The organism is Methanogenium organophilum, assembly GCF_026684035.1.
GTDB classification, from domain to species: domain Archaea; phylum Halobacteriota; class Methanomicrobia; order Methanomicrobiales; family Methanomicrobiaceae; genus Methanogenium; species Methanogenium organophilum.
The window spans coordinates 673,517-693,615 of record NZ_CP113361.1 but is presented as its reverse complement, the minus strand read 5'-3'; the positions used below and the strand labels follow the sequence as shown (position 1 = coordinate 693,615).

General features: G+C 51.1%; 18 protein-coding genes. 12 read left to right on the top strand and 6 right to left on the bottom strand.

The features are described from left to right. Positions 1-29: 29 nt before the first annotated feature. Positions 30-911, bottom strand: coding sequence for a formylmethanofuran--tetrahydromethanopterin N-formyltransferase (gene fhcD, locus OU421_RS03625; RefSeq protein ID WP_268187250.1), 882 nt, complete (start codon positions 909-911; stop codon positions 30-32). A gap of 260 nt (positions 912-1,171) precedes the next feature. Between fhcD and OU421_RS03620 the strand changes: the two genes are divergently transcribed. Further along, a complete protein-coding gene (locus OU421_RS03620; protein WP_268187249.1) occupies positions 1,172-1,567 on the top strand; it encodes a hypothetical protein in 396 nt (131 codons plus the stop codon). 29 nt (positions 1,568-1,596) lie between these two features. Here OU421_RS03620 and OU421_RS03615 read toward each other — a convergent pair whose 3' ends face one another. Genes OU421_RS03615 through OU421_RS03605 form a run of 3 tightly spaced genes read right to left on the bottom strand, consistent with a single transcriptional unit; the run spans position 1,597 to position 4,843 of the window. Then, the gene (locus tag OU421_RS03615; RefSeq protein ID WP_268187248.1) at positions 1,597-3,468 is read right to left on the bottom strand and encodes a molybdopterin biosynthesis protein; all 1,872 of its coding nucleotides are present in this window, start codon (positions 3,466-3,468) and stop codon (positions 1,597-1,599) included. Continuing rightward, positions 3,462-4,664 (bottom strand): molybdopterin molybdotransferase MoeA, encoded by a 1,203-nt coding sequence (locus OU421_RS03610; protein ID WP_268187247.1) that lies wholly within the window; start codon positions 4,662-4,664, stop codon positions 3,462-3,464. The genes OU421_RS03615 and OU421_RS03610 overlap by 7 nt, the downstream gene beginning before the upstream one ends. Beyond that, a complete protein-coding gene (locus tag OU421_RS03605; RefSeq protein ID WP_268187246.1) occupies positions 4,661-4,843 on the bottom strand; it encodes a hypothetical protein in 183 nt (60 codons plus the stop codon). The genes OU421_RS03610 and OU421_RS03605 overlap by 4 nt, the downstream gene beginning before the upstream one ends. Before the next feature lie 411 nt (positions 4,844-5,254). Here OU421_RS03605 and OU421_RS03600 point away from each other — a divergent pair, with 411 nt between their 5' ends. The 11 genes from OU421_RS03600 (at position 5,255) to OU421_RS03550 (ending at position 16,981) form a co-directional block, all read left to right on the top strand. Further along, a complete protein-coding gene (locus OU421_RS03600) occupies positions 5,255-5,530 on the top strand; it encodes an indolepyruvate ferredoxin oxidoreductase subunit alpha (protein WP_268187245.1) in 276 nt (91 codons plus the stop codon). A gap of 9 nt (positions 5,531-5,539) precedes the next feature. Next, complete coding sequence (locus OU421_RS03595) at positions 5,540-6,703, top strand: 4Fe-4S binding protein (protein ID WP_268187244.1); 1,164 nt, start codon at positions 5,540-5,542, stop codon at positions 6,701-6,703. Between the two features lie 10 nt (positions 6,704-6,713). Then, positions 6,714-7,298 (top strand): CoB--CoM heterodisulfide reductase subunit C, encoded by a 585-nt coding sequence (gene hdrC / locus OU421_RS03590; RefSeq protein WP_268187243.1) that lies wholly within the window; start codon positions 6,714-6,716, stop codon positions 7,296-7,298. Beyond that, positions 7,299-8,201: a CoB--CoM heterodisulfide reductase subunit B gene (gene hdrB, locus OU421_RS03585; RefSeq protein WP_268187242.1), complete on the top strand. Its 903-nt coding sequence runs from the start codon at positions 7,299-7,301 to the stop codon at positions 8,199-8,201. Between the two features lie 12 nt (positions 8,202-8,213). Next, a complete protein-coding gene (locus OU421_RS03580) occupies positions 8,214-10,238 on the top strand; it encodes a CoB--CoM heterodisulfide reductase iron-sulfur subunit A family protein (protein WP_268187241.1) in 2,025 nt (674 codons plus the stop codon). Beyond that, positions 10,238-10,663 carry a hydrogenase iron-sulfur subunit gene (locus tag OU421_RS03575; protein ID WP_268187240.1) on the top strand — a complete coding sequence of 142 codons (426 nt, stop codon included), beginning with the start codon at positions 10,238-10,240 and terminating at the stop codon, positions 10,661-10,663. Before OU421_RS03580 ends, OU421_RS03575 begins: the two co-directional genes overlap by 1 nt. A gap of 19 nt (positions 10,664-10,682) precedes the next feature. Further along, on the top strand, positions 10,683-11,075 hold the full coding sequence (locus OU421_RS03570) for a molybdopterin dinucleotide binding domain-containing protein (RefSeq protein ID WP_268187239.1): 393 nt from the start codon (positions 10,683-10,685) through the stop codon (positions 11,073-11,075). An 11-nt stretch (positions 11,076-11,086) separates the two neighbouring features. After that, the gene (locus tag OU421_RS03565) at positions 11,087-12,403 is read left to right on the top strand and encodes a formylmethanofuran dehydrogenase subunit B (RefSeq protein WP_268187238.1); all 1,317 of its coding nucleotides are present in this window, start codon (positions 11,087-11,089) and stop codon (positions 12,401-12,403) included. A 2-nt stretch (positions 12,404-12,405) separates the two neighbouring features. Beyond that, the gene (locus tag OU421_RS03560; RefSeq protein ID WP_268187237.1) at positions 12,406-14,127 is read left to right on the top strand and encodes a formylmethanofuran dehydrogenase subunit A; all 1,722 of its coding nucleotides are present in this window, start codon (positions 12,406-12,408) and stop codon (positions 14,125-14,127) included. A 12-nt stretch (positions 14,128-14,139) separates the two neighbouring features. Continuing rightward, positions 14,140-14,940, top strand: coding sequence for a formylmethanofuran dehydrogenase subunit C (locus OU421_RS03555; protein WP_268187236.1), 801 nt, complete (start codon positions 14,140-14,142; stop codon positions 14,938-14,940). 247 nt (positions 14,941-15,187) lie between these two features. Then, positions 15,188-16,981, top strand: coding sequence for a chloride channel protein (locus tag OU421_RS03550; RefSeq protein WP_268187235.1), 1,794 nt, complete (start codon positions 15,188-15,190; stop codon positions 16,979-16,981). A gap of 207 nt (positions 16,982-17,188) precedes the next feature. On the opposite strand, the gene OU421_RS03545 is transcribed toward OU421_RS03550, so the two are convergent. Both OU421_RS03545 and OU421_RS03540 read right to left on the bottom strand, forming a co-directional pair. Further along, positions 17,189-18,427, bottom strand: a complete 1,239-nt coding sequence (locus OU421_RS03545) for a Coenzyme F420 hydrogenase/dehydrogenase, beta subunit C-terminal domain (protein WP_268187234.1) — start codon at positions 18,425-18,427, stop codon at positions 17,189-17,191. Between the two features lie 2 nt (positions 18,428-18,429). Continuing rightward, positions 18,430-20,010 (bottom strand): molybdopterin oxidoreductase family protein, encoded by a 1,581-nt coding sequence (locus OU421_RS03540; protein WP_268187233.1) that lies wholly within the window; start codon positions 20,008-20,010, stop codon positions 18,430-18,432. Between the last annotated feature and the right edge of the window lie 89 nt (positions 20,011-20,099).

Sequence of the window (20,099 nt, the reverse complement as noted above, 5' to 3'; positions counted from 1 at the left end):
TGCGCAGTGCACCAGAGAAAAAAGTGGGGTTAAAGAATTTCTGAGAGCTGGAACTTGTACGGGCCAAGGTTGCCGCCAAAGTTTCCGGATGTGATCTGTTTGATGCCGGGCACGGTGACAGCAGCCTCAACGCCTGCCTTGGTGGCTGCCTTGATGGCTTCTTCGTCGACGCCGTCAATCACAATTTCATAGATGCATGCAACGCCCTCGGGAACCTTGGTGTCTTCCACCTGGTCACGGATGGTTGGGCAGTACTTTTCGTTGGTGGTTGCAGGCATGAACTTGTATGCGTTTGAACCGACCTTTGAACCGGATGCGACAACAGGGAAAGAGGTGATGGAACCTGGCACGGTTTTGATTGCCTCAATTGCCTTTTCGGATGCCTCGAGTGCTGCCTCGACGGACTCTCCCATGATGAAGAAGTTGCCGCCTGCGATACCCTTCACAATACCGAACTCTTCCTCACCGATGTATTCGCCGTTCATGATGGGGATGGCCCAGCACTGGCGTCCGCCGACTTCCACCTTGTGCTCGAACTTGTCACCGAAGAAGTGGAGTTTGACATCGATGCGCTCTTCTGCGTCAGGCATGCCGTCAAAGACTGCTGCGGTTGGTGAGGTAAGAACACACTCTGCAAGGCGCTCAACGACCTGCTCTTTTACCTTCTTCTTGCCGCCGGCAAAGATCATGATGGCAACGCCGGGGCGTCCGTCCGGGGTTTCTTCAGGGGAGAGAATACGCTCGATTCCTGCTTCACAGGGGCATCCGATTGCTGATGTGGCAAAGCCGGTTGCCTCGGTTGCTGCGTTAACTGCCCATTTCTCATTGATTGCGGTGATAATGACACGGCATGCCCAGTTGGGGAATGCCTCTGCATACTCATCTTCGATAAAAACGCCGTTTAATTCCATTATTAAACCTCTCGATACTAATCCAATATTTGGTGCATCTACTTACTATAAGCTTTCTTTTTCGCTGTTCACTGTGACAGAATGCAGGGAGGTGGGGTAGGTGACATGAGTGTGGCCGAGAGCATGTATCTTACGAAATATCTCATAATTATGTAAAAAATGGTGTTTATGTCCTTTATTTGGGAAAATTGGCTGTCCAACAAATGAGATAAGTTTAAATTTTGTAAGATGAAATCTCATAGCATAGAGGAGATTGGAACATGGGCGATTCCAAAGATGTAATGAATTCATATGTTACCCGTGACCTGAGAAAGATGTTCTCACCGGGTGAGGGATGGAATATTGAAAGGCAGCCAGAGTGCGGCGGTGCATCCTTTGCATACGTTGTCTCGAGGAAGCGTTTCGGTAAGACTGCACGCTATCCTGTGGAGGTCAGCATGGAAGCTGCTGTCTCAGCAGCGAAGGCAGAACAGCTACAGCAGCAGTACGAGGGAGCCAATGCCGCAGGAGTGTTACTTGAACCATTGACACTCTTTGTGCCAACCGGTGCGGATGTTTCCAATGTGCCTGCTGATGTCATGATCAACTACCTGAAAGTGCTCAAAGTTGAGGACGGACAGGTTATCTGGTGGAAGAAAGTTCTTCCTGCAGAATAATTTTTTTACCGAATTTCAAAAAATTGGTATCAGGGTATTCTTCTGATTATCCCTGTTTCTTCTGTACGGTATCCGCCAAGACGGTGGAGTATCTCTTTGAACGCATCTGAAGCTACGGTATCGAAGAGTTTTCTGACTTCCGGCATGTCTTCATAGGTCGATGTCCGTGTCACCAGTTCGTAGCGTTCTGTTCCGATAGGGGTGAATGAAAGACCAAGTGCCTTTGCCGCACTGTAAACTCCGATGCCTGCTTCCACCTCGCCGGACCGGACGGCAAGGGCTACGGCAAGATGGGTAGTTGCTTCCCGCTCATATCCGGTAATGCCCGCGGGGTCTATGCCCTTCTCTTTCAGGAGATGGTCAAAGAGGATTCGTGTCCCGGAGCCCTTCTGTCGGTTGATGATCCGTTTATCGGGAAGGTCGTCAAAGGTGACCGGCTCGGGTGCGATGATGCCCTGTTCGCGTTCTGCCCCACAGATGATGGTGAGTGGGATGTCAGGCAGGTACTTCTCCAGGTAGTGAGTATTGTAGGTGCCATCCTCAGCGAGAAGGTGCATCGGTGCTGCATGACAGGTGTCCTTTTTCAGAGAGAGGACGCCTCCCATGCTGCCGGTGTGGGTGGGGTGGATAGTGACTGCATGTTTCCGGAGCATGTCGCCGAGATAATCGATACATGGGTCATGGCTGCCGGTGATGAGAAGTGATTCCGCTACAACGGACCGCGGGGCCATCAGGGTCGCCTGCACTTCCTCGCCCGCCATAACACCCTCTTTACGTGCGGGAATCTTCATATAGGCATTTGCACGAACCGCACTCATCTGCACGCCTGCACCGCGGGACTGGGGGACAGCCACCCACCGGTTGCTGACCCTGCCTGCCGAGAGCAAAACAAATTCGTCCGTGCCTCCTGCCGAGTCCAGCCGTGTGGAGAGGACGACGGGAATGGTCTCTGGCACCGCCGGCTGCAGGCCGTATGCGTGCATCATCGGACCGATGATTTCGCGGATGATGGTATATGCGGCAAGTGGGTATCCGGGGGTGCCGATGACAGGTTTGCCGTCGATGGTACCGATTATTACCGGACGTGCCGGTTTGATGGCAACCCCGTGGATGAACACCTCTCCCAGTTCTTCGATAATGGATGCCGTAAAATCACGGGTCCCCTTGGAGGAGCCTGCGGAGATGATGACCATATCATTCTCCTCTGTCGCCCGGATGACGGCTTTACGGATTTTGTCCGGTTCATCCGGTACAATGCCATAATAGGTGGGTGTGGCCCCGAAATCCCGGAGACATGCGGATGCCATCTGCATATTGCTCTCAATGACCTGGCCTGCTTCGGGTCTCGTACCAACGGGTACCAGTTCACTACCGGTTGCAATGAGTCCTGCCCGCACACTCCGCACAGGGACAGTCGTCACTCCGTAGGCAGCGAGGGCACCGATCTCGTGGGGACGGATGCGGTGGGATGAAGGGACAATCATCTCGGATTCGCCGATGTCTTCTCCCACCGGCCGGATGTGCTGCCAGGGAGCGGCGGCCTTGCGGATAGTGTAGTGGCCGTTATCTGTTTCCTCAACATCCTCAATCATGATGACTGCATCATACTCTGAGGAGACCACATTGCCGGTATTGACTCGCAGGGAATCCTGCAGGGTCACCGGGCGCTGTTCACTGGCCCCGGTTGTATCCCGGCTTTTCACTGCTATCCCGTCCATCGCCGAGAGATGCACTGGTGGGACAGACTGTCGTGTGAATACCGGGGTTGCGGTTACTCTGCCCGCAGCTGCGGAGAGGGGAACATCCTCTACTCCGGGGATGTACGGGAATGATGTGAGTGTCTTTTCAAGGGCCTCATTCAGAGAGACCAGTTCGAGATATCGTTTTACTCTCGTTACCACAGGATCACCTCGACCTCTGCACCCTTTTCATACCCTTCCCTGCCATCAGGGACGCGGAGCAGTCCATGGCTTTCAATAAGGGTATTTGTAAGGCCGGATTTTCCAAAGAGCGGGTATGCGTCATGTCCCTCAAGCCGAACGCGTATGTAGTCCTCCCGTCCACGTGCGGATGGGATCGGTGCGGCGCAGCGGGCCGGTACGGTTATCCGTGCAGCCGCGCTTCCTGTCATGGCGGCGATCAGTACATCACCCAGTGCCACAAGGACTACATAGGCAGATGCCGGGTGGCCGGGAAGGCCCAGCACGGGTACATCACTGATCGTGCCGATGATCGTCGGTTTGCCGGGTGCAAGCGCAATGCCATGTGCATGAACCGTACCGAGGTCTGCAAGAATGGCGGCACACATATCCCGTTCTCCTTTTGAGCTGCCGCCGGAGATACAGACCAGATCGCACTCTGCTACTGCCTGGCGGATGGCCTCCTCGAGAGGGCCCCGTTCGTCGGGAACGATGCCATACATGCGTGGGACAGTGCCCCGTTCTTCTGCATATCCGCGACAGAGGTAGGTGTTGACGTCTCTGATTTCACCCGGTCCGGGAGTCTTATCCGGACTGATGAGTTCATTCCCTGTGCTGATGATTCCGAGCACAGGTTTCCTGCGCACAGGCACCATGGTTACGCCAAGTGCCCCCAGGACACCGAGATCGCGTGATGACAGGCGTCTTCCTGCGGGAAACACCATTTCACCTTTCCGGAAATCGTCTCCCTGAAGAGTGAGGTTCTCTCCCTCTGCGACTGCCCGATAGACAAGGACCTCATCGCCTGACTCTTCTGCATATTCGATCATGGCGACGGCATTGGCACCATCGGGAATGACTGCGCCTGTCGGGACATACCGGCATTCACCTGGCCTGACAATTCCGGCATCCCCATCTCCCATTCCTACCCGTCCGGTAATGGTGAGCATGGCAGGTAATGCCTCTCCGGCACCAATAGTATCCGACGCACTAACGGCGTATCCGTCCACAACCGTACGGGTGAACCCGGGTATGTCTTCCTGTGCGGTAATTGGTTGGGAGAGGACACACCTGTATGCATCAAGCAGGGAGACCCATTCCTCCTCCATGGGTGGTGCAATATCCTGCAGGATCTCTTCGGCGCGAGAGACGGGAATCAGGTCCAGAAATATGCTCATTTGAAACAGCCCAGCTGGCATCCCCTGATCTTAACGCGGGGGTCCCGGCTGTTGCAGTAGCGTGCAATGGCCGTCTTTGAGATACCATATTTTTCTGATATTTCAAATGCCTGTGGGCAGGTGATCTCATTTTCGATTCCATATTCTTTGAATATCTCTGCAAGGTCGTCTGCTGTCATGTATAATTATGGTGGTTTTTGATTGAAATTAGGTTTACTGTACGGGGATGTCAGTGAGCGGATATTAGAAATTGCTGAGATCGGGATTTTCCCCCATGAATCCGGTTTCTGTGACTAATTGTCAGAAAACACATGTTTTTCCATAATTATTGTTGGTTTAGCAATACAGAAATTTGAAAATAAATTAATGAATTCGGGGATTTCTTTTTTGACAATTTTTGATTATTATTGGTGGATTGCGCTCGTTGAAATTAACCATACAGAATTAATATTTTGGCATTGTAAATTAGTACTATCAAGAAAGAAGGGAGGTACGCCGTTTTTCACAATGGACACTACTTCAATACCTTTATCTATTCTTTTCAACAACTTTTCCTGTAATCGATTTAATCGATACTGGTGCGTGAAACCATGGCATTTGCATTGCATATTAACATGGAGCGGTGTACCGGTTGTAACGCATGTGTTGTGGCATGTCCCGTCGATGCGCTGGAGCTGTTTACAGTTGATCCGGTGACCGATGATAAGATCTACAAAGTGAAGGATGGCAAAGCCATTGTTCTCGATGTAGATCATGAACTCTGCGCCGGGTGTGGCGTATGTGTTGAGGCGTGCCCATTTAATGTGATACGGCTGGCAGGACCGTGGGATTCGAAATCCAAATCCCTGGCAGAAGGTATGGAGTGAGGTTTTAACATGGATACATTCTTCCCGAAATTCTCCAAAAAGAGAGATGGCGTTAACGTCATTATGGAGCAGAAGCTCCTCAAGAACGTTAACAACCTGATTCTAAACGGACAGACGTGTACCGGATGCGGAATCTGTGCAGAAGCCTGCCCAGAGGAAGCAATCAGTCTTGGACTGGTAGGTGCTGTTCGTCGTGGTGTAGTTGACTACGCAGAGCCCATTAACATTGATGAGAAAAAGTGCTCATACTGTGGCGTCTGTGTTGTAATGTGCCCGTTCAATTCCCTGACACTCAAAATTGACGGCGAGGAAGCCCTTCCGATTGTTGAGCGCGAAGGGTTCCCTGAATATGATATGGTCACAGAGATTGACCAGGACAAGTGCGTTAAATGTACGATCTGTGAGGACGTATGTCCCCGCGATGCCATCAGCCGTGAAGTCCCTGTGTTTGAGGGAACGGTTGAGGGAGCAGCAGGAAAGCAGACCGCAATCGCAGCAAAGACCACTTTCACCGTTGACGATGAGAAGTGTACCCGCTGTGGCATCTGTGCAGAACTCTGTCCTGCAATTGATGTGAAGCGCAAACCCTTCTCCGCAGAATCTGGCGCAGTCGTAGGCGATGTTGTCTGGGACGAGAAGCTTTGTGACGCCTGTCAGGTCTGTGTCGAGGCATGCCCTGAAGATGCAATCAAAGTTGAGCGTGAGGTAGAATCCGCCAAGCTCAGTGGAAAGGTCGAGATTCTCGAAGAGAACTGCTGTACCTGCCGCTGGTGTGACATCAACTGTCCTGCCGAGGCAATCACCGTTGAGAAGATCTTTGAAGGTGACATCGAGTTCAATGCAGACAAGTGCCCTGCCGGGTGTTCCACCTGTGTTGAGGTATGTCCCGCAAATGCAATCTATCTCCCGACCCCGAAGGCAGCAAAGGACCTGAAGGGCGAAAACGAGCCTGTGATTGCAGTCAATAAGGACCTCTGTATTCTCTGTGGCGCCTGCGTGAATGCATGCCCCGGTGAGGACATCATTACTCTGAAGCGTACTGGCATCCGTGTGAAGGGCAAAGAGACGGATCTCTTCCTTAAAATCAAGGACAAGCTCTGCACTCCCCGTACCTCTAAAGTAAAAGAGGATGCACGTGACGAGGTTGAACTCAAGATGATGGAAACCGCGTGAGGAAAAGGAAATGGCAAGAGTAAAAGATTACGGCAATGCCGAACTGGAAGAGAAACTCAGAGATACGAGTTATTATACTGATGATTCAAATCCTCAGTTTCTCGAAGATGTGAAGAAAATCAGTCGTACGGCTGCCAATATGTGTTTCCAGTGTGGAACATGCACAGGTTCATGTCCGTCTGCACCCCGGAGTTCATATCGGATTCGTCTCTTTATGAGAAAAGGAGTGCTGGGCCTCGAGCAGGAAGCACTCAATGACCCGGACCTGTGGCTCTGTACCACCTGTTATTCCTGTACAGACCGCTGTCCGCGTGACCTTGCACCGACTGATGTAATCATGGCAATGAGAAACCTTGCGTTCAAATATGATATTGTGCCACGCAACTTCCTCAAAACCGTCCAGCTGATCTACAACACCGGACACGGTGTGCCCAATAATGACGTCAACCGTGCAGCCCGCGAGAAACTTGGGCTGACGAGAGACCCGGCAACGACACACAGTTACCCCGAGTATATTCCTGGAATTCAGAAGATTATGGATTTCTACAAGATGAAAGAGAACGCAGACCGGATTCTCGCAGAGGAGGGTCAGTAAATGTCAGGAAACATGCGTCAGTACGCGTTCTTCCTCGGCTGCATCGCACCCAACCGGTACCCCGGCTGTGAAGCCGCAGCTATCAAGACCAGTGCAAAGGTCGGTATCGAGCTTCTTCCGCTGAACGGTGCAGGCTGCTGTCCTGCACCTGGTGCATTTGGTGCCATTGACCTGAAGGTCTGGTACGCACTCGCTGCACGCAACATCGTGCTTGCAGAACAGATGAACATGGACATCACGCTCATCTGTAACGGATGTTACAAGTCCATCTGGGAAGTCAACCACATCCTTAAGCACGACGATGAACTCCGTGACGGTGTGAACGAAGTGCTTGCAGAAGCCGACATGGAATTCAAGGGTTCCATTGATGTCTGGCACCTTGCAGAACTCTATTATGACGACAAGATCTGTGGTGTTGACAAGCTTGCATCAACCGTGACACGCCCCCTTACCGGGACCAAAATTGCAGTTCACTATGGATGCCACCTGATGAAGCCCCAGAAAGAGCGCCACTTCGGTGATACCGAAAACCCCATGTGGATCGATGAGCTTGTTGAGGCACTTGGTGCAGAGGCAGTTCAGTACCGCAATAAGATGCAGTGCTGTGGTGCCGGCGGCGGTGTCCGTGGATACGATCTGACACACTCACTGGATATTACCAATGAGAAACTCATTAACCTGCAGGAAGTAGGTGCGGATGCACTCACTGAGGTATGTCCGTTCTGTCAGCTTCAGTATGACCGTGGTCAGGTTGAAATTCAGGAGAAGTTTGGTCAGACATACGACCTTCCGGTTCTTCACTTCAATGAACTCCTCGGTCTTGCACAGGGTATGACTCCGCAGGAGCTTGCTCTTGATCTGCATGCTATCGACTGTAAACCATTCCTGGAGAAAATCCTTTGAGAGGTGAAATGAATGGCTGAAACTAAAGAAGAACCACGAATTGGCGTATTTATCTGTCACTGCGGTACAAACATCGCAGGTTCCCTCTCAATCGAAGAGGTCAAAGAGTACGCAGAAAGCCTCGATGGTGTTGTTGTCGCGGATGAATACCAGTATATGTGTTCAACTCCCGGACAATCAAAGATTATTGATGCAATAGCAGAACACAACCTGAACGGCGTTGTCGTTGCAGCATGTTCTCCGCGTCTCCACGAGCCAACCTTCCGTACCGCAACCGAAGAAGGTGGACTGAACAAGTTCCGGTTTGAGATGGCAAATATCCGTGACCAGAATTCATGGGTGCACATGCACGACTGGAAGGGCGCAACCGACAAGGCAAAGGACCAGGTGCTTATTGCTGTCGCAAAGGCCCGGATGCTCGAAGACCTCCAGCCGAAGAGTGTTCCAGTGGAGCATTCCGCACTTGTCCTTGGTGGCGGTGTCGGCGGTATGCAGGCAGCACTCGACCTTGCAAGCGCAGGTATCAAGACATATCTCGTTGAGAAGGCTCCGACTGTTGGTGGACGTATGTCCCAGCTCGACAAGACCTTCCCGACACTTGACTGTTCACAGTGTATCCTGACCCCAAAGATGGTGGATGTCGGACGTCACCCCAACATTGAACTCAGGACCTATACGGAAGTTGAGAATGTTGAGGGTTACATCGGAAACTTCACGATCACCCTCCGGAAAAAGGCACGTGGTGTCCTTGACCCAACCGAAGCAGAAGCACGCGGCATTGTCGGTGGCGGCTGTAACGGCTGTGGTGACTGTGCAGAAGTCTGTCCTGTCATCAAACCGAACCCATTCGAGTTTGGCATGGCACCAAGGAAGGCAATTTACATTTACCACCCGCAGGTTATGCCTCTGCAGTACACCATTGACTTCGACTCCTGTGTGAAGTGTGGTCTCTGTGTTGATGCATGCGGTCCTGAGAAGCGTGCGATTGACCTTGAAAGTGTCGACACCTTTGAGCAGATCAAAGTCGGTACCTGTATCATTGCAATCGGATACGACTACATCCCAATCGAGGAGAAGAGAGAATGGGGCTACAAGCAGTATGACAATGTCATCACCGGTCTTGAGTTCGAGCGCCTGATCTGTGCATCCGGTCCAACCGGCGGTCACCTGATTCGTCCATCTGACGGGCAGACCCCGATGAAGGTCGGTTTCGTGCTCTGTGCAGGTTCCCGTGACAACACCGGCGGTGTGAACAAACCGTACTGTTCACGTTTCTGCTGTATGTACTCCCTGAAGCACGCTCATCAGATCATGGAAAAGATCCCCGGTGCAGTGCCTTACATCTTCTACATGGATATCCGTTCATTCGGAAAGATGTACGAGGAGTTCTACTACCGTATCCAGAACGAGGGTGCAAAGTTCATCCGCGGTCGTGTGGCAAACATTCTGGAAGACCCGATCACAAAGAACCTCATCGTAAATACCGAAGACACACTGCTCGGCAGACCTGTCTCGATGGAGATGGACATGGTTGTCCTCGCCGCAGCTATTCAGCCAAAGCCTGAAGCAGAGAAGATCCGCCAGATGTTCGGTGTCTCCAAGTCACAGGACGGATGGCTCCTTGAGGCTCACCCGAAACTCAACCCGTGTGGCACTACCACTGCAGGTATTTACCTCGCCGGTGTCTGTCAGGCACCAAAGGATATTCCTGACACCGTCGCACAGGCAGAGGGTGCAGCATCCGCAGCATCGATTCCAATCCACACCGGAGAAGTGCAGCTTGAACCGTACTTCGCACAGTGTGTTGATGACCTTTGTGCAGGTTGTGGTATGTGTCTGAATCAGTGCCCGTATGGTGCACTTGATCTTGTTGAGAAGAATGGTCGTACAGTGATGGAAGTTACCGAAGCAAAGTGTAAGGGCTGTGGTACCTGCGGAGGATTCTGTCCTGGCGGTGCAATCAGAATGCAGCACTTTACTTCACCACAGATTTGTGCTCAGATAGACGCATTCCTTCTTGAGGGAGGGGAGCAGTAATGACAGATGAGAACTGGAAGCCAAAGATTATCGCAATCATCTGTAACTGGTGTTCATACGCAGGTGCAGACCTTGCCGGCGGTGCCCGTATTCAGTACCCGCCAGATGTCCGTGCAATCCGTGTGATGTGTACCGGTCGTGTCGACCCGCTCTTCATTATGAAGGCGTTCCAGGATGGTGCTGATGGAATGCTCATCTCAGGGTGCCACTTCGGTGACTGCCACTACCTTGAGGGCAACTACAAGTGTGCCAAGCGCATGTTCCTCGTAAAGAACCTCCTGAAGAATATCGGTCTTGATGACAACCGTCTGAGAATGACCTTCGTCTCTGCATCCGAGGGTGCAAAGTGGGGAATGGTCATGGAAGATGTTGTCAAAACGGTCACAGAACTTGGCCCAAGTCCGCTTAAGAAGTACGAGAGATAACTGAATCGGAGATGAAGGTGTGGCAGCTATTCAGATAAACCTGATTTCAGGTAGGACGATCCAGCAGGGCGTCTCGATGGAAAACGGCAAGGAGAAACTTGCCTATCGGGATGCCTGCGGGATCCTCGAACTCGATGACGCTGAGTTTAAGCGTCTCGGGTGCTTCAAGAACACGAATGTTCGTGTTTCCAGTGAATTTGGGAGTGTTGTTGTCAAGGCAATTGGCGCAACCCAGGGCCCGCACCCCGGGCTCGGGTGGATCCCTATGGGACCGTGGGCCAATGCAGTTGTTAACCCCAACACCTACTCTACCGGGATGCCAACATTTAAGGGCACCCCAGTGACGGTTGACGTCGCTGAGGATGAAGTGGTCCTTGATGCCATTGCTCTGATTACAGAGGAGTGCTTATAGGCGGTGTAAAAATGGCGAAAATAGTAACAGATGTCGTCTGCCCGTTCTGCGGGACGCTCTGCGATGATCTTGAGGTCGCCCTCTCCGATGACGGAGAGGAGATCCTCGAGGTGTACAATGCCTGCACCATTGGAGCAACAAAGTTTCTCCATTCCCAGGCAAAGGATCGTGTAACCCGCCCACAGATGAAGCAGGAAGACGGCTCCTGGAAAGAAGTAACATATGATGAGGCAGTTGAATATACCGCAAATCTGCTCGTTGATGCCAAGAAGCCACTGATGTATGGCTGGTCATCAACAAGCTGTACTGCACAGGGAACCGGGTCAGAGATCGGTGAGATTGTCGGCGCATGCATGGACAACACCGCTACTGTCTGTCACGGTTCAACCCTGATTGCTGTGCAGGATGTAGGTGTACCCTCAGCGACTCTCGGTGAGATTGCGAACCGTGCAGACCGTGTGGTCTTCTGGGGATGCAACCCGGCACATGCACACCCGCGTCACATGTCGCGGTACTCAATATTCCCCCGTGGTTTCTTTACCGGCAAGGGTTCAAAGTCAAGGAAGATGTTCGTGGTAGATCCACGCAACACCGATACCGCCAAGATGGCAGATGTACATCTCCAGCTTGAACAGGGCCATGACTATGAGCTCCTGAGTGCAATCCGGGTTGCTCTCCGTGGCGAGGCACTTCCGGATTTCGTTGCAGGTATACCTAAAGAACAGATTTACGAGACCGCAGAGACTCTTCGGTCCGGTCGGTTTACGGTTATCTTCTTCGGAATGGGTGTGACCCACTCACTCGGGAAGAATCACAACATCGATATTGCAATTGCGGTCACCCGTGACCTCAATGACTATACAAAAGCAGCCATCGTACCGATGCGGGGCCATTACAATGTGACCGGCTCCGGACAGGTATGGGGATGGCAGTTCGGATTCCCGTTCTGTCTTGACCTGACCCGTGGATTCGCCCGGTACAACCCCGGTGATTCATCATCCAATGACCTGCTTATTCGTGACGAAGTGGATGCGGTCTTTGTCCTTGGATCAGACCCCGGTGCACACTTCCCGGTTGGTTCCGTGAAGAAAATTGCACAGCTTCCATCAGTCTGTATCGACCCACATATCACCCCGACATCCGCTGTCTCAAAGCTACATGTCCCGGTGGCATTTGTGGGTGTTGAAGTCGGTGGTTGTGCATATCGTATGGACAATGTCCCGATTGAGACCAGAAAGGTCGTCGAACCCCCAGAGGGAATGCTCACAGATGAGGAGTTCCTCCAGAAGGTCCTTACCCGCGTACGCGAACTGAAGGGGGCAGCATAATCATGACAGAGTATCTCATCAAAAATGGTTTTGTCTACGACCCCATACAGGGGATTAACGGAGACAAAGTTGATGTCGCCATTAAAGACGGCAAGATGGTCGATGCAGGCGATGTCACAAAGCCGACTATCATCGATGCCACCGGTATGACCGTGATGGCGGCAGGTGTTGACGTTCATGCACATGTTGCAGGCCCTAAGGTGAACGTCGGCCGGAATTTCCGTCCGGAAGATAAACTCTTCAATGCTGCTGCAGGCAGCGGTTTGAAGCGCATGGAGGGTGGATTTTCCGTCCCTACCGTTCTCAGAACCGCATACCTGTATGCACGTATGGGATTTGGCTTCTCCATGGAGGCAGCAATGCCGCCTCTGTATGCACGCCATACCCACGAGGAGATCCGCGACACCCCAATCATCGACCAGGGAGCACTCCCGGTCTTTGGTAACAACTGGTTTGTCCTTGAGTACCTCAAGGAGAACGAGATTGAGAATACCGCCGCATACATTGCATGGCTTCTCAACCAGACCAAGGGATTCGGCGTCAAGTGTGTGAACCCCGGCGGTACCGAGTCCTGGGGATGGGGAATGAACTGTGAGACAGTTGACGACGTGGTCCCGTACTTTGACGTGACTCCGCGCCAGATCGTCTCCGGCCTCATCGCAGCAAACGAGTACCTCGGCCTTCCGCACTGTATGCATGTGCATGGCAACAGTCTTGGTGAACCCGGCAACTACGAAATCACCCTTGACACACTGAAGATCGCAGAGGACTACAGTCCACAGAATGACTTTGGCCGTGAAGTTGTGCTGCACAACACGCACCTGCAGTTCCACTGCTACGGCGGTGAAAGCTATGCATCCAAGTCCTTTGAGTCCAAGTCCAAGGAAGTTGTTGAGTATATCAACTCTGTTGACAACATCAGCTACGACCTTGGTGTCGTAACCCTTGACGAGACCACCACGATGACAGCAGACGGTCCGTTCGAGCACCACCTCTCCCACATGAACAACCTCAAGTGGGCAAACACAGATGTGGAGCTTGAGACCGGGTCCGGTATTGTTCCGTTCATCTACAACCCGAAGACATTCATCGCCGGTGCCCAGTGGGCAGTCGGTCTTGAGTGTGGTCTCTTCATCAAGGACCCAATGCGTGCATATATCACAACCGATGCACCCAATGCAGGACCGCTGTGCCGCTACCCGCGTGTCTACAAGTGGCTCATGAGTGCAAAGGCACGTGACGACATGCTTGACAACACCCTCAAGTACGGAGACAAGATCCGCGAGCGGTGTTACATCGGTGAAATCGACCGTGAGATCTCACTCTACGAACTTGCCATGATGACCCGTGCAGGACCGGCAAAGACCCTTGGTCTTGGTCACATGTTCGGTTCACTCAAGGCAGGTCTTGAGGGTGATGTCGCTGTCTATCCGTACAACCCTGAGACTGATACTGACGACCCTGAGAAGATTGAGTATGCATTCGGTAATGCAGCTTATCTCATCAAGGGCGGCAGAATGATTGTCAAGGAGGGTGAAATCGTTGACATGGGCAACAAGCGTACCTTCTGGGTCGATGCCAAGGTCAATGAAAACCCAATGGTCGAGCGCGACATTGCAGAGAAGTTCCGCCGGTATTACACCGTGACGCAGAACAACTACACGGTTGAGGGACACCACTTTGTGCCGAATCCGTATGTCATCGAGGTCGATGCAACCAGGTGAGGTGACGGAGATATGGCAAAAGTAACTCTTATCCCAACCCAGACCCCCACACTCTTCCTTGAGGCAGAGAACATCACACCCGATGTCTTTGCAGGGAAGAATGCACAGGAGATTGCAGCACTGCATGCCTTTGTTGGCAAGACCACAGTCACCCTCGGTGACTACTTCACCGTTGAGGGTGAAGGTGGGCAGGCGGCAGCAGACACCACGATTGTCATCAATGGTGATGTCAGTCGTGTGAAATACATTGGCATGAAGATGACCGCGGGCGAGGTTGTTGTTAATGGCAATGCAGACATGTATGTCGGCAGCTGGATGGCTGGTGGAAAGATCACCGTCAATGGCGACATCGATGCATTCGCAGGTCTTGGCATGACCGGCGGCGAGCTGATTGTCAACGGAAACGCAGGCAATTATCTCGGTGCAGCATACCGTGGCGACTGGCGTGGTATGCAGGGCGGAGAGATCCGGGTCAGCGGCAATGCCGGCAGTGATGTCGGTACGTTCATGCGTGGCGGCACGATCATTGTCGGTGGCGACATCGACGTGCATGTCGGAACACACATGGAAGGCGGCACGATCATCGTCAAAGGCGATGCAAAGAGTCGTGTCGGCGGACAGATGGTGAAAGGAACGATTTACGTCTATGGTGACATTGATGTAATGATGCCAGGGTTCCAGTATCGCAATGATGTTGACCTTGAAGTAGATGGTGAGGAAGGACATTTTGCTCTGTATGAGGGAGATATGGGCGAACGTCATCCTAAGCGCAAGGGCGAAGTCATCTACGGTCAGCTATACATGAAATACTAAATCCTTTTTTTATTGTTGCAGTTTATCTGCATTTTTTAGTATAGTGACGCATGTTCTGAAGAATCCGGAACACTCTTTCCGGAAAGGATATGTTCGGTACACGATAACGATGAGGCTGATTTGGCGGAAGATTGTGCATGTGATGTATGGGTATTAAGGAGATATTTTTCATCGAAATTGCATAACAAATGGCGTAAAAAAATAATAATGTTCTAATTATATCGGGAACAAAACTATCTCTCAGTTTATGTCAACGGTTGACAATTCCTCTTCATTTAGAAAGATAATGCTGATAGGGATAGTCGTTGGCATCATTTCCGGAATTGGTGCATTGCTTTTCTTTTGGGGGCTCAAGTTCGGCACCCATTTTGTGATGGACAGTCTTTTTGGCTATCATTATCCCATGGAAGGTCAGTCAATTGAAAGTATATCCGGGTGGGCTCCTCCGGCGCTTATCTGGTTGATTTTCCCGGTAATATGTGGTGGAGCCTTTCTTTCCGGGCTCCTTGTGTATAAATTTGCTCCTGAAGCCGAAGGGCACGGTACCGATGCGGCGATAAAGGCATTTCACGGTGAAGGTAAGATACGCTGGAGGGTTCCTTTGGTTAAGGCAGTTGCCTCCATTCTCACGATATCAACTGGTGGAAGTGCCGGAAGAGAAGGTCCTACGGCACAGATATCGGCGGGATTCGGTTCGATTGCTGCTGATGCACTAAAACTTTCACCCCGGGAACGAAGAATTGCCCTTGCAACAGGAATTGGTGCCGGTATCGGTACAATATTCAAAGCACCACTGGGTGGTGCGATACTCGCCGCAGAGATTCTCTATACGCGTGACTTTGAATCAGAAGCAATCATGCCTTCATTTCTGGCATCAATAATTGGATATTCGATATTTGGGTTCTTTGAAGGATATGACCCTGTCTTTGGCGCGGTGGGAATTCAGTGGGAAATTGCACAGATTCCCCTCTTCCTTGTGCTGGGAGCAATCAGTGCATTTGTCGGGTTATTGTATATTTCGACCTTTTATGGAACGAAACGAACGTTCAACAAAGTTTTTGAGAAATACCGGTTGCCGAAATATCTCAAACCGGTCGCCGGAGCATTTCTGATTGCTGTACTTGTGGTGTCTCTTGCCTATATCTCACCGCAAACCATGATAACGGCGCTTGGAAGCCTTGGCACTGGGTATGGATTTCTTCAGCTCGCCATGTACAATATGCTGCCTTTGAGTGTGCTTCTTCTGCTGCCTTTTACCAAAATACTCACCACATCATTTACTATTGGTTCAGGAGGCAGCGGAGGTGTCTTTGCCCCCGGGCTTGCCATTGGCGGTGCTGCCGGTGGAGCATTTGGAATGACGCTTCATGGTCTGGTGCCCCAGATTGTGCCGCTCGCATCCGTTCCTGCATTTGTTATCGTGGGTATGATCGCTCTTTTCGGTGGAATTGCCAATTCTCCTATTTCAGTGATGATTATGGTTGTCGAGATGACCAACGACTTTTCCCTGTTGGTGCCTGCCATGGGTGCTGTTGCGGTTTCAAACGTTCTTACGGGAGAGAAAACAATCTTTGTCGAACAATTGAGAACAAAGGCACAGTCTCCGGCTCACCGGGGAGAGTACCAGGTTGAGATTCTGGAGGATATTTCCGCAGAGAGTGCCATGAAAAAAAGGGAAGATCTGATCTGTCTTTCACCTGATGATTCCTGGGCAAAAATGGTCAGCATAATGGATCAGACGCAACACACGGGATTTCCGGTTTGTGAAGACGGGAAACTTGTGGGTATTGTTACACACAGAAGTGCGAAACCGGAAGGGCAGTCCGTTCCGATAATTGAGGACGTGATGAATACGTCTCTCTATACGATTTATCCGGATTCCACTCTTGAAATGGCCCTTTCTATTATGATGGAGAAGAGCCTTCATCATCTCCCGGTTGTTGACCGGGATAATCCTGATATCCTTCTGGGATTTGTGACCTCGACGGATATTATGCGTTCATATACCCGAAGGATGAATGAACTCTCAAAGAAGGACTGATATATCGTCCGGATATTTGCTGTTATACTACCCATCCGGAGGAGTATCTTCTCCGTGATAAATTCCGGTGAAGCATTCAGGGATATTATTCATAGGTTTTATCCGAAAAGTGGGGGTAAGTGGGGATATATGAGAGAGATTGAAAAAATGCCGAAGTTGCGTGCAGAACTTTTTTTTGGCATTGTTTTCATTCAAAAATAGTAGGGATTATGAAAAGATATTGAATATCTGGTCATCACCGGTGTCTGAAAGACGCCTGCGTTCAGTGGGTTCTTCAACGAGCGCGAGGACGGGCAGGTCCATGTTGATGCCAGGAACAAACCCGAACATCTTCTCCATCTCCAGCTGCAGGGAATGCATGAAGAGCGAATTCGGGATATCCATCGCACAGAGTTCTTCGCACTGTCCACAGTTGATGCATGAGTCCGAGATGTGACTGAACCGGATGAGGTGGAACATAAAGGGCGGATTCACTTCACCGGGTATGACGAGGTGCGGCTTTTTTGTCGAACATTCAACACAGTAGCAGATCGGGCAGTTTTCAATGCACTGGTAGCATTTAATACAACGGGACGTCTTGTCCATGATATATTTCAGACGATCTTCACTGTCACCCAGTTTTTCGAACTGTTCTGCACGGCATCTGTCACCGAGTTTGAGCATGGCATTCTCCACTTTTCCGCGGATGACCAGTCCTTGAGGGACAGGTTCACAGGTCTCGATGGCACCGTTTTTTGCAGCAGCATCGAGGAGGGCAGCACCCTTATCACTGCATACTTCGACAAAGGTGGCTTTGCCCGCCTTATCTCCGATGACTCCCCAGTTTCCGCATGCAAGATCGCACTGGCGCGGGATCTTTGTCTTACAGCGCTGGCAGTTTGGGCGACGTCCGTATCCCTCTTCTTCCAGGTCATCAATTTTGATACCCTTATGCTCGTGGTCTTCGGTGACGATGATGAACTGGCCCTTGTCAATCTCCTCTTTGATAACGGTGTCGGGGTCGGTCTCAAATTTCTCTGCAATCATCTTTCGTGCCTGAACCGGGCTCACGGAGCCGCCACAGTTGAGGCCGATCATTATGACATTGTCGAGGTTTATCTGGTTGCGTTTGGCGAGTTCATACATCGCCTTTGCATCGCATCCCTTTAGAGTTACGGCAATCTTTTTGTCCTTTGCTCCGTCGCAGTATTTCTTGATGAGTTTCGGGAGCAGCAGGGTTCCGCAGTGCAGCGATCCGGCGGTTTCATCCACGTCTGCCGGGTTGGTGATGAGTGCGGGGACTGCGTCATAGAGGTCAACACCCTTCTTCACGGCAAGCACGGCATCGACCATTCCACTCTCCAGTGCGTATTTCAGAAGTGTTGATACCGCACCTCCGCACTCTCCTCTCTCTGCCATTCCGGCATCAGATGCCCATGCGTATACAAAATCTCCTTTTGCTGACATGTTCAGGCCACCTCCTCAATACGTACTGCACATGTTTTTCTTCCGCCGGTGACTGCACAGGCACAGATGTCTTTCATTCTCATCGCAGGAATTATTGCGGTTCGCACAGCGACGCTGTTCATCACCTTTACGGCAGCTGTCAGTTCACCGATATTGGAAGATACGGTAACCTTTGTGCCATTTTGAAGCCCTTTTTCTTTGGCATCGTCAGGGTTGATACCAATCCATATGCCAGGGGATTCCTGTACCAGAGTCGGACAGTTCTTTGAATATGTGCCTGCACTGCCAAATCCATGCCAGATTGTAGGGGTCATTGAAAGAACAATGGGAAATTCGTCACTGGTCTTCACAGATGCAGGTTCCGGTCCTGCACTAACAGAAGCCTTCCGGGGTGCAATAAGAAATCCGTCTTTTTCGAGTGCTGCATAGGTGAGGCCGTCATACCCTTTGACATTGGCGGCAATGTCTGTAAAGACTTCTTCTGATGTTTCATATTCCAGGTCTGTTCCCAAACCGGACGCAACATCTGCAACTATTCTCCAGTGTGGTTTCGTACCTTCGGCTGGTTCAGTAGCCTGGTGAAGACGCTGGACACGGCGTTCAGCATTGGTGGCTGTGCCTTCGGTTTCAGCAAAGACGGCTGCAGGAAGGACAACATCAGCGTACTGTGCTGTTACGGTCATAAATGCATCCTGAACGACGACGAAATCAGCCTCAACAGCGCCCATTTCCTCTCCCATAATATACCACGCCTTGATCGTTTTATCGGCAAGTACACGTTCAATAGGAGTGAAGGCACCGATATCAAGGGCGCCACGGCCATTGCTTTGCGCCGGGAATGCAAAGAATGCCACCCCCTTGTCTTCGGCCACGTTCAGTGCTGCCGCAGCGATTGATGCCTCTGCATCTCCTGCACTGATGCCGAAGAGAACATAGGCATTCTCTCCTTCAATGAACTTTGCGGCCTCTTTTACCGCCTTGCATTCACTGCCCGGAGTTGCCTGAATGAATTCATCGGCCAACCTGGCAGTTGGACTGAGATAGGTATCCACAACGGTCACTTTTGCACCCCTATCCTTTGCGTTTGCGACCCTGCGTGCAATAAGAGGGTGTGATAATGCGAGGTTTCCGACTACGACGATGCAGTCTGCATCAGCAATGTCTGCAATACTGCCTGCAGCGGCATCAATGCCCACTGCGGCAGGTGATGTGAAATTATCGCTACCCATAATGTCTGCGAGACACTTCAGGGCATAGATATCTTCGTTTGTCGTATGTCCTGATGCAACAATACCTATCTCGGGGCCTGCATATTCGGCTAATTTTTTTGTGGCATAGGCAAGTGCCTCTTCCCAGCTGCACTCAGTCAGAGCACCATTCTTGCGGATAAGAGGTGAATATATCCGCTCGTTTCCTGAAATCATTTCATATGCATAATGACCCTTCGGGCACGTCTTACCATCATTCACGGGGGAACGGTGGTATGGTCCGGATGCTACAACTGCTCCGTCACGAACTGCTATATTAAATGAGCAGCCCGTTGAACAAAACGGACAGATCGTTGAACTGTATCTGAATTTCATGTATTTCAATTAATTAATTCTGGAAGTAAACTATTTTAATTGTCCTGCTGTGGGTCACATTTCTGATTATTATTGGTGTAATTGGGTTA

Bases quoted from the DNA above. Each gene is read 5' to 3' on its own strand.
- OU421_RS03565 (WP_268187238.1), top strand. From the start codon at position 11,087: ATGGCGAAAATAGTAACAGATGTCGTCTGCCCGTTCTGCGGGACGCTC.
- OU421_RS03605 (WP_268187246.1), bottom strand. From the start codon at position 4,843: ATGACAGCAGACGACCTTGCAGAGATATTCAAAGAATATGGAATCGAA.
- OU421_RS03540 (WP_268187233.1), bottom strand. From the start codon at position 20,010: ATGAAATTCAGATACAGTTCAACGATCTGTCCGTTTTGTTCAACGGGC.
- OU421_RS03580 (WP_268187241.1), top strand. From the start codon at position 8,214: ATGGCTGAAACTAAAGAAGAACCACGAATTGGCGTATTTATCTGTCAC.
- OU421_RS03595 (WP_268187244.1), top strand. From the start codon at position 5,540: ATGGATACATTCTTCCCGAAATTCTCCAAAAAGAGAGATGGCGTTAAC.
- OU421_RS03545 (WP_268187234.1), bottom strand. From the start codon at position 18,427: ATGTCAGCAAAAGGAGATTTTGTATACGCATGGGCATCTGATGCCGGA.
- hdrB (WP_268187242.1), top strand. From the start codon at position 7,299: ATGTCAGGAAACATGCGTCAGTACGCGTTCTTCCTCGGCTGCATCGCA.
- fhcD (WP_268187250.1), bottom strand. From the start codon at position 911: ATGGAATTAAACGGCGTTTTTATCGAAGATGAGTATGCAGAGGCATTC.
- OU421_RS03555 (WP_268187236.1), top strand. From the start codon at position 14,140: ATGGCAAAAGTAACTCTTATCCCAACCCAGACCCCCACACTCTTCCTT.
- OU421_RS03620 (WP_268187249.1), top strand. From the start codon at position 1,172: ATGGGCGATTCCAAAGATGTAATGAATTCATATGTTACCCGTGACCTG.
- OU421_RS03610 (WP_268187247.1), bottom strand. From the start codon at position 4,664: ATGAGCATATTTCTGGACCTGATTCCCGTCTCTCGCGCCGAAGAGATC.
- hdrC (WP_268187243.1), top strand. From the start codon at position 6,714: ATGGCAAGAGTAAAAGATTACGGCAATGCCGAACTGGAAGAGAAACTC.
- OU421_RS03575 (WP_268187240.1), top strand. From the start codon at position 10,238: ATGACAGATGAGAACTGGAAGCCAAAGATTATCGCAATCATCTGTAAC.
- OU421_RS03560 (WP_268187237.1), top strand. From the start codon at position 12,406: ATGACAGAGTATCTCATCAAAAATGGTTTTGTCTACGACCCCATACAG.
- OU421_RS03600 (WP_268187245.1), top strand. From the start codon at position 5,255: ATGGCATTTGCATTGCATATTAACATGGAGCGGTGTACCGGTTGTAAC.
- OU421_RS03550 (WP_268187235.1), top strand. From the start codon at position 15,188: ATGTCAACGGTTGACAATTCCTCTTCATTTAGAAAGATAATGCTGATA.